Below are 12,774 nucleotides of genomic sequence, written 5' to 3'. Positions count from 1 at the left end.
AGCGTATATTTTCCGCGTTTTTCTGCCGCGACCCCTTATATAAAGGTGTTTGTTGTAGAAATTTGCTAATTTTTATTAGCTATTATTTACTACTAAAGATAGTTTCGTTTATTTCTAGAACACTATAGTAGCTGCAATTTGCTAAAACCAACATTGATTGTCATTCGTGAATACTAAGAATTAGTGAGGAAGAAGAAATTACACATTGAAATTAAAAGAGGGGGGTTGTGTATAAAGAATGAAAGGCAGATTAATCGCAGTGGAATTTAGCCATTCGAGTTATAAATAACCGAGAAGGAGGCTGTATTTATCCTCCCTCTCAAAAAAAACATTTAGTGATTATTTTCTAACTTCAGCGTTTACTAAATATACAGCTCCAATTACGAACGAGATTATGCTTAAAATCAAAAGTACATAACCAGTACCTTCCAAAGCGGATTTAAACATAACTTTATTCCAACTTTCCATGTTAGAGCCAAAAATAGCAGCCACTATATATCTTGTACTAATTAAAAATGCAGCAATGGCAATAAAGGACATACCTGCGCCTCGATGTGTCATAAAATCACCTACAAATTATCTAGATTTATTTAATTACTGTATTCAATAAAGAAAGTTCCATCTGGATCACCTGTTCCTACTACTTTTTTAGGTGATTGAGCATTTACAGACTTTGTTTCTAGTATTGTAGATCCACTCCAAGTTCTCAAAGTACCGTAAGTATAATTAAATTCTGGGAAGAACATCATTCTCCCTCTTTTTCCTGGTTGAATCGGAATTGTATAACTTGTACTTCTGCTGGCGGTTGTATTCCAAGTAAAAGAGGCACTTCCTTGTACAGCAGACTTTGCAGCGGAAGTACTAATGCCAGCACTATAACTCGCACGTACAGACCACCCAGTAGAGCTAGTAATAGAACAATTACTACCTCCACTTGGGCATGATACCCAGGCGCTGACAGCAATACGATTTCCTATTGATGTAGTCCGACCACTTTCAATATACTGATACCATAAATAATATGGTTGAATTGGATTTGTCTCGTTTATCTTTCTATCTAAAGAAATATTTTTCTCCTGAAATTCATTCCGTATATCAACTTTACCTTCATTTTCTAATAATTTTTTTAATGCATCCAAGCTGACTTCTTCTAATTCTCCTTTGTCATTATATTTAGTTGCTGAACCATATTCTTTATCAGTTTCTGTGTCATGAACTCTATCACCCTCAATTATAAATCTTTGATCATCACCATTTGCAAATGCTGTTAGTGAAAAACTGAAAAAAAAAGACCATAAACAAAATACTAGCTCCCCGCAACAATTTTAACATGTTTTTCCCCCTATTAATTTAAAATTTGTGAATAATTGTTACTTTTCCGATTGTATCATATTTTAAATATTCTAATACCGATATACACAAAGTTAAGTATAAGGTACTAGTGTTGATGAACTCGTTTCTATTTCACAACTTTGTATTAAACAATATCTCCATGTTACTGTTAATACCTTGCATAGGTTTCCAACATTTTGATATTTAAGCAGTTAATAAATAAGGCTAAATACCTAAAGATAAATGAAAAAAATTAAAAAATTTCTTGCTTTAAAATGGACCAATTATTAATTCAATTCTGTATTGTATTTAACCATGTTCACAGCATTTAGAAAATTTTACCTGTAATATCCATAATTTTTTATAGACAACTAGGACCTGTTCCATCCTTTGTACATAAACGCTGTTTCTACGGAAAACATACCTTTTTGATGCAGTCGGAAAGAAACTGGGGATTGAGGAGGATCTGAAACATTGTTTCCCAGAATTCTAGAAGCAAATCCTGTCGATCATATATCCGTAGCATAATTTGTCTATCGCAGCAATCTACTGAATCTTATATTCAATAATTATGTACAATATTAAATATACTATCTACCAAATATGTACACTAAAAAAATATGTACAATTTCAGTTAACCCATTATATATAGTGGTATCTATAATTAGGATATAAATTATATATATATGTGCATTAAACTTTATAGCGATAAGATGGTGATTTCATCGTTAATGATCTGTCGGAGTTACCTTTAATCATAGAAAAATTAAACAAACAAAATGGTAAGTATTGTTCAACTAAAACGTAGCGAAGATTCAAGAAGGATTACGCATAATTTTGTAGAAGTTAGTAAAGTAATAGGGTAGTAGATTTGAAGAAGTTTTTTAAAAAAGGAAAAGTCTAAGTATTCGAAACTCAAACAAAAGGGGTTTTTAGTGATGAAAAGAATATGTATTCAATGTCAAACTGAAATGATAGATGATTGTAAGGTGACTGTTGAAGGTGATTTAGTTGGAATTAAAATTAGCCAAAAATAGAAAGGGCTTTTCAAGAATGTATCAGTAAAACCAAAAGCTTCTGTATGTCCCAATTGTGGCTATGTAGCTCTATACATTGATGAGTTTAAGGAATTTAAACAGTAATTATGTTTACATTCTTAAGTAGAAGCTGCTTCACTAACGAAGGAACGGGTAGCTTTCCTTAAAAATCTGGCAGCTTCAAAATGTAGCCTTTTTCTTACTCAACTAATCAGGGCAGTTTATTGGATAAGCAGGTAATAAAATAACTATGCCAAATTTGGTATAAAAACTTAGAGGTGAACCATTTTGATACAAGTAAAAAGTTTGGAACAGAATGAGGATGAATTATCGGATTTTCTAACGGATATGATGTATGAATCCATTCATATTCTTGAAAATAAGCCGCCCAAAGAAGAACTATTAAATGTACCACATCTCAAAAAATATAGTGAGGGATGGGGAATAAAAGGTGATCGAGCACTAATAGCTTTTGAGGATCATTTTCCTGTTGGTGCTGCTTGGTATCGCCTATATACAGAAGATCAAAAAGGGTATGGATATGTTGATGAAAAGACTCCTGAACTAGGGATAGCAGTAATGAAAAAAGGAAGAGGTAAGGGAATAGGTACTCTGCTCATGAAAAAATTAATTGAAACAGCTTCTAATGATGGTTTTTCATCGATATCTTTGAGTGTCGACCCTAACAATACTCGGGCAGTACAACTCTATAAGAAACTCGGATTTGAACAATGTGGTCAATCAGGAACATCTTGGACAATGATATATAACATAATTTCCCATTAGAGATCTTTAACTAGAGGGTAGGTTGATCCAATAAGGACTTACGCCTCTTTTTTTGAGCGTTAGTAAAGAAACTGTACAGGTTATATCAAGTTACATTAAAGAATAAATAAACTTTTTAAATAGAAAGGGAGAGTGACGGGTGAATATACATTTAATAATTTTTGTTGCTTCGATGAACGAGGAGCAGGTAGTTACGATGAAAAGGACTTTTCAATCAGATTTTCGGCCAGTAGAAGGAGATATCATCGACGATCCGGGATTCTCTCCTCGGTTTCACAATGGCTATGAAGTGGTCAAAGTAACAATTAATTATGCGACGGAAGAATGTTGGGTTTCATTAGCTCCGCTTGCGATTGAATTAGAGGACATATCAATCGAGGAGTATGTTGAAAAGCTCCAAACGCATGGCTGGCAGATTTTCGAAAAAGAAGAATGATAAGATAATAAATGCAATCAGCCTGTCTTCACGTAACACAGGCTTTTTTTATTTCAAAGTGACTGTGAAATTAGTCACTCGGCTAGTAAAAATAAACGGTTAGAGTTTAGCTAATGGGTCACTTCTGAGGTGCAAACTTATTTAACAATCGAAGCAGGTTTGTTGAAGAAGGATAGTGTGAATTTACTTGGATAAAATAATCTAAAAATAATTAAAGGATGATTTATTTTGAACAAGTTTATTCCTCTATTTTTAATCCTCTTTACATATGTTTTTGCATTATTTAACGGAACTACTTATGCAAATTCAAACAATAAAACCCGAACCATAGAAGAACAATATACTGAACTTGGATATGTATCTGTTGATGAAGCTATAAGAGATTTTGAAAAACATTACAAACAAGACTTGGAACTTCCACTGAGAGTTCCACCTATTCCGTTTACACATATATTTGGACGCTTTAATAATTTGGAAGGAAGCCAAAATGATTCCTTTGAAATGGAATTTATTAGTGAGGACTCATCTGAACTTCATTTTTTTATTGATGTAAGACTTGCAAAGAATGGGATTCACTTAAATGATAGAGACGTTGAAAAGGTCTTTAAACTAAAGAATGGAGAAATAGCATCTTATATTAATGTAAGGGGTGCAAACGTATTCGTCTTTAAGCGGGATAAATGGCAATATTTATTTAGTGTAAACCAAAGAATCTCAGATAAAGTTACACCAGAAGAATTGGTTCAAATAGCTAACTCAATTGAGCATTCAACACAATTAAGCGAAGAGTTCTTTAACTAATTGAGTATTACATAACTACGGTATTAATTTCCTGATTGTAGAATAGGGGCAAAGGGTGCGATGGTTCAAGTAGGATTTATCGAATTGTTTTTGAGTTTATTATGCTAACGGGAAGTTAAATGGAATAAGGGAATTATCGTTTAAGAAGAATAGTCCTGAGGTGATAAAAACTCGTGAAAAAAATTGGCATATTGTTTGTTGGCTTACTTTTGGTTGGTTGGAACGGAGGTTTTTCTAAAAATGAATTGCTTGAAGAGACATTATATACAAGGTACCTTTCCTATCTCGACCAAAAATATTCAGATTTTATAGTTTGTCCAAGAATAGAAATCGAAAGAATAGAAGGTGATACTCGCAGACATATTGTTTATGCAAGTGCGTTAAATTATGGTTCACATCACGGTGACCTTCCTTTTGATAGAATTCATTTCACATTAAAAGATACTCCAGAAAATGGTGTTGAAATCAAAGATGTTAGAATAGAAAAAGAGATTTCTGAAAAGGAAAGTCAAACACAGTGTAATAATAGGAACTAAGAAAGAATTCCTATTCAACAATCGGGTGCGTTGATCCAAGAAGGGTTAATGCACTATTTTGTTGAATTCCTTATTGAACAAACGAAGCAGGATAGTAGAAGAAGAAAAAACAGCTTTATAATTAAGTAGACAGAAAATGCAAAACAAAAAAGCAAAGTCAGAATATCTCTTACTTTGCAAAAATCTAAATAAACTTTTATTTTGAAATCATATCTACATATTTACTATTTGATAATATCTCCTCCGCAGATAATAGTGTCCAGTCTCTGACCGGGGTGGTGGGATTCTTTTCTAAAAAGGAATTCACTATTTGGTATCCGAACTTGTAGTTGGTCCAACGAGGGATTCCTTTGTTTGGATTTTCAAAATAATCGCCTTTTATTGTTCGGTCCTTTGACATTAAATTCTCTTTTAAGTGCTCCCATACTTCCTCCTCTTTTTGATTTGATAGAGGTTCTATCCACGGTATAGTAATATCAGGGTAAAGACTTTTGGCAAAATTGTCCGCTTTACCTTCAAGAATTATTTCATCTAATAAAGTGTTCTGCCAGTTTACATTTCCGTTCTCCATATAAATAGTATGATGATATTCATGTGCAACACTATACTCCAACAAATCCTCAATAAATGAAGATGGATCAATCTTTATTAAGATTACATCCTTACTAACTGTTATCCCAGAAACGCCACCAATTAAATTGATACCATGCATGTCATCTGGATTAGGAGGAAATAAATAAACAGTCTTATTCCCGCCTGGAAGGGTATTAGATGATTTAATCAAGGCTTGTTCTATTATTTTATTTATTTCATCTTGATTATTAATTAGAGAATATACAAATTGCTCCAAAGTTTTAATGTCTTTTGGAGTTGCAAAAGCCCAATGGTCCTTTATCCAATACCCCTCTCCTTTACCTAAAGTATCTAATTGAAATGGTTCGACAACTTTTTGATAGTAATGTTCTTCCATCTTCTCGTGTTGTTCAATTTCTGAAACACTTTCTATGTAATCTAATACTTGAGTATAAAAGGGTATAATTCTAAATACCTGATTGCCATTTTTCACAATGATGGGGTTCTTAATATTTAATTCTTTAGGTGATTCAACTTCAATTGTTTTATTAGTACAACCGATAAGTAATACAACAATAATGGAAAATATGAAAAAAGGAATTAGTCTATTAATTTTAATCACCACCAAATTCAAAATTATTTTTAGTGTAATCTAAATTATCCCTTTATTTCAATTATTTTACAAGTAGATTATTATTTTATCGCCTACTTACGTGCCTGTTACTTTAAACTCATTAGACCACCTTTACTGAAGAAAAGTGTAGACGGGTGGATAAAATTAGCTCATCACTGCATAATTTTTTTCAATTTTAACCTTTCCTGTTTATATTTAACTCACTGGAAAAACAAAAAGTGAAAAACGTGTTAAAGTTTGTGAAATAATGTACTTAAACTATTGGGTGCGATGATTTAACAAGATCATCGCTTTTTGTTTATTGAAGTAAAAGTGCAGGTTAGTGGAAAAAGAATAGTTAGTTTTTAGTTGGTGAAAGTAGTCCTAAATATAATTTAGGATGGTGTAAATGAAGAAAAGTTTCTCTTTTTTAATAACGGGTTCGGTTTTGAAGTAGAAAATGTAAAATAGAAGTATAAATAACCTATGGTTTATTGGACATTTTAAAGTGGTATTAGCAAACAATATAGCACAAAAAAGGGCATCGATAAATCGATGTCCTTTTCAAGTGTTTTATTTAGCGTATCCAATTACTTTTCCAATGAATTTTTCTTCTTTTAGTACCATCTTTTTCCCTCGCATCCAATCATCGCTGATTAAATAGAATTCATCATCCGAGAGTTTAATCTCTTTCATACTCGTTTCGAAAACTTCCGTCATACCTTTTTTATTGTAATCATTCCCCTGGTTATCCATCATTTCGAAATAACTTTTTTTATCTAATCCAAGCCTATGAGCTTTACCGTAAAATGCGTCTAACTTTTGACCGTTAATAAAAATCTGTCCTTTAGTTATTTCAATTTTTTCGCCTGGCAAAGCAACAACTCTGGATATGTCTTTATCTCCATCCTCATTATCGAAAAAAACAACATCTCCTCTTGAAATATCAGACACATTTATACTTTTCTCAATCGCTAGGGTTTTATCAAAATAATCGTGATTACCTCTATCCATATTATCGTACATATGGTGATGTGTTATCATTTCGGAACCAACATTTTCAATTGTAGTAACATCTGGGGTAGTATTATCATCTGTAAGTGTTTCTGACGATAGGTTATAGGAGCAGCCAACCATAACAAGCAACATAATAATAAGAAATATACTTTTTTTCATAAAAATCCCCCTTTATATATATTTTACTGTAAAAATAGGGGAAACTCCTTTAAATTCTTGACAACATTTTGAATTTTAAGTGAATTCGCGAAACTCAAGATACTTATTAAACCAAGGGTAGCTTACCTTCAAGAAGGAGAAGCATCCTTTTTTTAGAAGTTTGTACTAAAGGTGCAGAATACTTGAACAAGCAGGAATTTCAAATAAGCTACTCGAATGTAAAAAGAATAGTTTTATTAAGGGGGATTAAAATAGAGATGAGCACAAAACCTGACTTAATTTTAGATATTGCAGGAGTGATTGCAACTAATTTTTCACCGATATTTTGGGAAGATTTATCTTCAAAATTTGAAGTTTCATATAATGAACTTAATAAGTTTAGAAATGAAGTCCGTGAAGAATTATGGACTGGAAAAATTCAAGAAGAAGAATTTTGGCCTAAGTTGATAGAAAGGTTCCCAACAATTGATGGAAGCTATGCCGCAGACAAATTATTAACAGTGATTAAACCTTTACCTGCTCTTGAAGAAATCCCATTATGGAGTAAGTACGCAAATATTCATTTACTAAGTAATCATCGCATAGAATGGGTGAAACATATAATTGCACCTGTTGAAGACTACATTAAAAGTATAACTATTTCTAGTGATGTAGGATTTTGTAAACCACAAGTCGATATATACTTAAAAGTTAATTCCCATATTACCAGGAAGGAAAATGCGTTATTCATTGATGACCAAGAGAAAAATCTGATTGAAGCACGAAATTTAGGTTGGAATACCTTACTTGCAGACGATAAAGGTGAATGGATTAAAATTGTTAGTCATCAGTTATTAAACTAACGGGAGCGGTACTTAAACAACGATATGCTTTACTTATTCAAGTAAAGAAGCGGGTTACTTCAATAAGGAGTAACCTTTTTTTGATGTGAAAACAGAATATAAATTGATTTTTATTAATATGAATAGCTATAATTAGTACTAGGTACTAATACCAACTAATAATAAAATGCGGGGTGTTTTTTATGATAGGTGCGAGAATAACTGCAATTGGTACATATGTACCCAAAAAAAAGTTAACAAATTATGATCTGGAACAAATGGTTGATACAAACCATGAATGGATTGTTCAAAGAACGGGAATTCATGAACGTCGAATTAGTCAACCTGATGAATTCACAAGTGATTTATGTGTAGCTGCTGTAGAAGATTTAATGCAGAGATATAATAAAACAGTCGAAGATGTAGATATGATCATCGTGGCAACAGGTACACCAGATTTTCCATTTCCATCTGTCTCAAGTATTGTACAAGACCGTTTACATATAGCACGAACAGGAGCTATTGATTTAAGTGCGGCATGTGCAGGGTTCGTGTATGCATTGCATACAGCACATACCTTTATAGCTTCAGGACTCCACAAAAAGGTTCTAGTAATTGGAGCAGATACACTATCCAAAGTTACGGATTATACCGATAGAAGTACATGTATTTTGTTTGGGGATGGTGCTGGGGCAGTCTTGATTGAAAAGGATGAGAGTTCGAAAAGTTTTATTGGATTCAATCTAGGAAGTGATGGAAGTGGAGCACAACATGTATATCGTACTGGATTGTCAAAAAAGGTTAATGGGATTGAACTAGTGGATACACAATGTTTAGTTCAGAACGGAAGAGAAGTTTTCAGATGGGTAGTAAGGAATGTTCCTGATAGTGTTAAACAAATCTTAGATAGTACACAGATGAGTATGGAACAAGTTGATTGGTTTATACCTCATAGTGCAAATCTAAGGTTGATTGAGCCAATTTGCGAAAAATTAGAATACGCAATGGACAAAACACTTTATAGTTTGGTTCATTTCGGAAACACATCTGCTGCTACTATTCCATTAGCTCTTGATCTAGGAATCAGAGAAGGGAAAGTAAAAAATGGAGACAGAGTGCTTATGTACGGTTTTGGTTCTGGATTGGTTCATGCAGGACAACTTCTAGAACTACATTTTGATGAGCAGATTCGTGTTCCAACACCGTTGTAATGTCAAAGATTTGTGAAGGAATATACGTATACGAAATGGTGTAATAGGTAAAGTTGAGATCGCTTCTGCGGTCTTTTTTGTTTGTTCAGCTATCGGTGCTATTTATTTGAACACGAGGTCCATTTTCTAGCTCTAAGGAATACATATGTAACAATAATTGTAAGTGGGGGATGTAATGGAGGCTAGAGGAAGGGTACGTTTACTTGTTGGTTGGATAACTTTGTTTTTAATGGGTGTTGACTTATTTGTAGTATCTCCGTTACTACCATTCATATCGGAAGCCTATCATGTTAGTTCAGCGATGACTGGTTGGATGGTAACGGTTTTTGCGGTTACATATGCTATTTTTGCCCCTTTCTTTGGGTGGCTTTCCGATAAAAATGGACGGAAAGCATTCATTACATTTGGCTTACTGTTGTTCTTCATTTCTAACATGCTAACGGCCTTTGCTCCTTCATTTTTTTGGTTACTTGTTAGCCGTATAGTTGCTGGTTTATCCGTTGCTTCCATTACTCCTTTGATATATGCAATCATTGGAGATACTGCCCCACCAAATCGGACAGGGACATGGCTTTCAATTGTTGTTTCAGGCCACTTAACCGCTCTTTGGGCAGGAGCGCCATTGGGTACGTTATTGGAGCATTTTCTTGGTTGGCGTTCTGTATTTGTTGTAATGGCTATTATAGGAGCTATCTTGGCGGTAGTAAATTCCAACACCTGGAAAAACATCCCTAAAAGTGATGTAACAAGGAATCTAGTAGAAGGAAATCTACTAAGAATACTTGGTTCGGTATGTGTAACAACCTTTTGGGCGATTTCCATGTATGCTCTTTATGTTTACTTAGGTGCGTCTCTTTATTCTGAGAATAGATTCTCATCAACACAAATCGCATTAGCAATTACTTTTTATGGGATCGGAGCTGTGTTAGGAAGTCTGATCAGTGGACAGTTAACAGATAGATTTGGAGAAAGGAAGATATCGAAAGTTTCGCTCATATTCTTGACGATCCTTTTCGTTTGTTTAGGTATATTCTTCTCATCGGGTGATTGGATTTATTTTTTCCTATTCATTTGGGCTTTGGTTGGGTATGCGGGATTTACTTCATACCAAGCACGATTAGCGGTCGAATATCCACAAGAACGAGGAATTGTAATGGCGTGGAATAACACGGCTCTGTATATTGGCATAACCATTGGTTCAATGGTGGGTGGTTATGTCATAACTAATTGGGGATACCCTTTCCTTCCGTATGTTTGTAGTATGGCAGCCATCATTAGTTTTGTCCTAAGTACCCAAAAGGTTAAAGCAACAAAAAAGGGTTAACTTTTCCAGCAGATATATGACTTTCGAAAGTAAAAATCTTAAAAGGAACAGAAGCTTAAAAAGAAATAACTCAATCTAACTGAGCTATTTCTTTTTTTACTGCTATAAATTTTGTTGAATATTTCGGGTATACATCAGGTATTGCGATAGGAAACGGATTGATATCCTTTTATCCTAACTATGCGTATCTTTCTTTTTGATTTCGCTTGTGGTGTCTAATTTCTTTACAAATTTCTTAAACCATGAATACACCTTCATACAATAGAAAAAAAACAATATCGTTCCGATTGTCATGATTGCATATATCTGAACCGCCGGAAGAAACGTTGGTCGTTCATCAGGTGAAAGTAGGATACCAATCAAGACTCCGATATATAGAATGATTGAATCCCGTAGCGGCTCATACCATTTGACTCGTCTCATATACACGTAGATCACAAACTGTAGTAAAACGGTTAGTAAAAGGGCGAAGAATTCGTTTGAATTTGTGCCAAAGGACGCCTCTACGATGTCCCAGTTTGGAAACCAAAAACAAATCATCATGATCTGTAAAATGGAGAGAAGAATGGTAAAGATGAATCCGTTTTTGCGAGTCTTTTTCTCCTTTTTCTCAACGATTTCTTGCTGTTGATCTGTTAAAAAGAGATTATCAAACTCATCTGCTTCTGACCCCATGACGAAGGAAAGTGTTCCTTCGAACGGTTCCTTAGGAATAGATTCAATAACATCAGGGTTACTCGGTGTCGCGGTTAAGGCTTTATCCGTATGGAAAATCTCAACCCCATGCTTTTGAAAAACGTCTATCCAATCATATAGAGATGTCTGACTCGCATGAGGAAAGCTTGTAACCTTTACTTGATTACTAGAATCGTATCCATATATGAACAGTTTAGCTGAACGTACTTTTTTAAATTTTACTCTTGTTTGATGATCCCCTTGTATCCTCGTCTGTGCCTGTAATCGATAATCCATTCCGATTAGAACGTATTTCATCTTGTCATATGGAAGAAAAATATAGTGTTCTTCGTCTTCCTTTTTGTCATTTACATAATAATCATACCCGTTGTCGCCTAGATGGATGTGAATGACAATATCGAGGTATTTTCGTAGATTATTGTAACTGAACCATGCAAAGCCAAGAAACATAACACCAAACGCACATAGAAGTAGGAAGAAACCAAATCCTGTCTCTGAAACTTCTTTAGCACCTAACATAAAACCGCCAATCCCTAGTAGTACGAAAATGGAAATAAGTCCAATATGGCAGCCAATGGCCCACTTAGGAAGTTGATTCGTATACTTTCGATTATCCTTAGTTTGTAATTCCATCAACAAATAGCCCCTTTCAAACCTTATTCTACCAGAAAAAGGATGGGAAAAAGGGCTTGTTATCAGTAGGACTATTGTATGAATTCGTAGGGGGAGGGTGCCAATCGTGGGTCAGGGGGACAGGTTCCCTGTCCCACAATTTTGGGTCACGGAACCTGTCCCTCTGTCCCAACTCCAGTTATTTCCGCATATTAAAATGGGCGTTTAGTTGTCCCCGAAGCAAGTCACCTCGAATATTAGCGATTTTCTTTTCGTTGTCCATATCTTTTTTTATTTCTTTTGTTTGGACTCCTTCTTCTCGCTTGTCGGCAATATTCATTAAGGTCTCTATATCTAAGAAGGAATATTTTCTAGTTCCCCGTTCCGTTCTTTTGGGGGAAATCAATCCACGCTCCTCATAATAACGTATTTTCCGTTCAGAAAGTCCAGTTATCTCCGTAACAGTACCAATCGAAATGACTTTTTTCTCCTTGTAAGAGATCATGGCAAGCTCCTTTCTGCAATTTTTCTTATTTTCAGATTAATGCAGAATCTATTCGTTGTCAAAACTTATGTGAGAAAATCTCACATGTTTTTATAGATATGTAGTTTGTGAGCTGGAGTAGGACTTTTGACTTATTTTATAAATCATAATTAACCTAAAATATTACATTTTTGAATCCGTTTCCAATGCAATTGTAATCGAGTAAAGTGCTGTAAACATTGGTTTTAATGAAGCGTTTTCAATTTTAGATGCTGTAAATGTAGGTATGTCAGAAAATCTGACAAACTACTTGTAAGAGAGATATGTGCTAAGTAG

13 protein-coding genes are annotated in these 12,774 nt (G+C 34.2%); 7 read left to right on the top strand and 6 right to left on the bottom strand.

Annotated elements, in window-relative coordinates:
- Positions 1–339: 339 nt before the first annotated feature.
- The gene (locus ACWNMY_RS00405) at positions 340–561 is read right to left on the bottom strand and encodes a hypothetical protein (protein WP_010676360.1); all 222 of its coding nucleotides are present in this window, start codon (positions 559–561) and stop codon (positions 340–342) included.
- Between the two features lie 29 nt (positions 562–590).
- Entirely contained in the window at positions 591–1,139 is a 549-nt protein-coding gene (locus tag ACWNMY_RS00400; protein ID WP_449536314.1) for a DUF6060 domain-containing protein, read from the bottom strand.
- 1,518 nt (positions 1,140–2,657) lie between these two features.
- Here ACWNMY_RS00400 and ACWNMY_RS00395 point away from each other — a divergent pair.
- From ACWNMY_RS00395 to ACWNMY_RS00380, 4 genes are all read left to right on the top strand, one after another.
- Positions 2,658–3,155 (top strand): N-acetyltransferase family protein, encoded by a 498-nt coding sequence (locus ACWNMY_RS00395; protein WP_449536313.1) that lies wholly within the window; start codon positions 2,658–2,660, stop codon positions 3,153–3,155.
- A 139-nt stretch (positions 3,156–3,294) separates the two neighbouring features.
- Positions 3,295–3,591 (top strand): hypothetical protein, encoded by a 297-nt coding sequence (locus ACWNMY_RS00390; protein WP_449536312.1) that lies wholly within the window; start codon positions 3,295–3,297, stop codon positions 3,589–3,591.
- Positions 3,592–3,819: 228 nt separating this feature from the next.
- Positions 3,820–4,392 carry a hypothetical protein gene (locus ACWNMY_RS00385; RefSeq protein ID WP_449536311.1) on the top strand — a complete coding sequence of 191 codons (573 nt, stop codon included), beginning with the start codon at positions 3,820–3,822 and terminating at the stop codon, positions 4,390–4,392.
- A gap of 173 nt (positions 4,393–4,565) precedes the next feature.
- Entirely contained in the window at positions 4,566–4,928 is a 363-nt protein-coding gene (locus ACWNMY_RS00380; protein ID WP_449536310.1) for a hypothetical protein, read from the top strand.
- Positions 4,929–5,124: 196 nt separating this feature from the next.
- Here ACWNMY_RS00380 and ACWNMY_RS00375 read toward each other — a convergent pair whose 3' ends face one another.
- Both ACWNMY_RS00375 and ACWNMY_RS00370 read right to left on the bottom strand, forming a co-directional pair.
- A complete protein-coding gene (locus ACWNMY_RS00375; RefSeq protein WP_449536309.1) occupies positions 5,125–6,123 on the bottom strand; it encodes a DUF2268 domain-containing protein in 999 nt (332 codons plus the stop codon).
- A gap of 564 nt (positions 6,124–6,687) precedes the next feature.
- The gene (locus ACWNMY_RS00370; protein ID WP_449536308.1) at positions 6,688–7,290 is read right to left on the bottom strand and encodes a S26 family signal peptidase; all 603 of its coding nucleotides are present in this window, start codon (positions 7,288–7,290) and stop codon (positions 6,688–6,690) included.
- A gap of 182 nt (positions 7,291–7,472) precedes the next feature.
- Here ACWNMY_RS00370 and ACWNMY_RS00365 point away from each other — a divergent pair, with 182 nt between their 5' ends.
- The 3 genes from ACWNMY_RS00365 (at position 7,473) to ACWNMY_RS00355 (ending at position 10,646) form a co-directional block, all read left to right on the top strand.
- Positions 7,473–8,132: an HAD-IA family hydrolase gene (locus ACWNMY_RS00365; protein ID WP_449536307.1), complete on the top strand. Its 660-nt coding sequence runs from the start codon at positions 7,473–7,475 to the stop codon at positions 8,130–8,132.
- Between the two features lie 182 nt (positions 8,133–8,314).
- On the top strand, positions 8,315–9,322 hold the full coding sequence (locus ACWNMY_RS00360; protein WP_449536306.1) for a beta-ketoacyl-ACP synthase 3: 1,008 nt from the start codon (positions 8,315–8,317) through the stop codon (positions 9,320–9,322).
- Between the two features lie 175 nt (positions 9,323–9,497).
- Positions 9,498–10,646: an MFS transporter gene (locus ACWNMY_RS00355; RefSeq protein WP_449536305.1), complete on the top strand. Its 1,149-nt coding sequence runs from the start codon at positions 9,498–9,500 to the stop codon at positions 10,644–10,646.
- Between the two features lie 174 nt (positions 10,647–10,820).
- Here ACWNMY_RS00355 and ACWNMY_RS00350 read toward each other — a convergent pair whose 3' ends face one another.
- A complete protein-coding gene (locus ACWNMY_RS00350) occupies positions 10,821–11,975 on the bottom strand; it encodes a hypothetical protein (RefSeq protein WP_449536304.1) in 1,155 nt (384 codons plus the stop codon).
- 178 nt (positions 11,976–12,153) lie between these two features.
- Positions 12,154–12,459, bottom strand: coding sequence for a MerR family transcriptional regulator (locus tag ACWNMY_RS00345; RefSeq protein WP_449536303.1), 306 nt, complete (start codon positions 12,457–12,459; stop codon positions 12,154–12,156).
- Positions 12,460–12,774 lie beyond the last annotated feature (315 nt).

It is taken from the genome of Ferdinandcohnia sp. Marseille-Q9671 (assembly GCF_976954385.1).
The sequence above is the reverse complement of the archived record's forward strand: the minus strand, read 5'-3'. Positions and strand labels throughout refer to the sequence as shown.

Bases quoted from the DNA above. Each gene is read 5' to 3' on its own strand.
- ACWNMY_RS00405 (WP_010676360.1), bottom strand. From the start codon at position 561: ATGACACATCGAGGCGCAGGTATGTCCTTTATTGCCATTGCTGCATTT.
- ACWNMY_RS00370 (WP_449536308.1), bottom strand. From the start codon at position 7,290: ATGAAAAAAAGTATATTTCTTATTATTATGTTGCTTGTTATGGTTGGC.
- ACWNMY_RS00360 (WP_449536306.1), top strand. From the start codon at position 8,315: ATGATAGGTGCGAGAATAACTGCAATTGGTACATATGTACCCAAAAAA.
- ACWNMY_RS00355 (WP_449536305.1), top strand. From the start codon at position 9,498: ATGGAGGCTAGAGGAAGGGTACGTTTACTTGTTGGTTGGATAACTTTG.
- ACWNMY_RS00350 (WP_449536304.1), bottom strand. From the start codon at position 11,975: ATGGAATTACAAACTAAGGATAATCGAAAGTATACGAATCAACTTCCT.
- ACWNMY_RS00345 (WP_449536303.1), bottom strand. From the start codon at position 12,459: ATGATCTCTTACAAGGAGAAAAAAGTCATTTCGATTGGTACTGTTACG.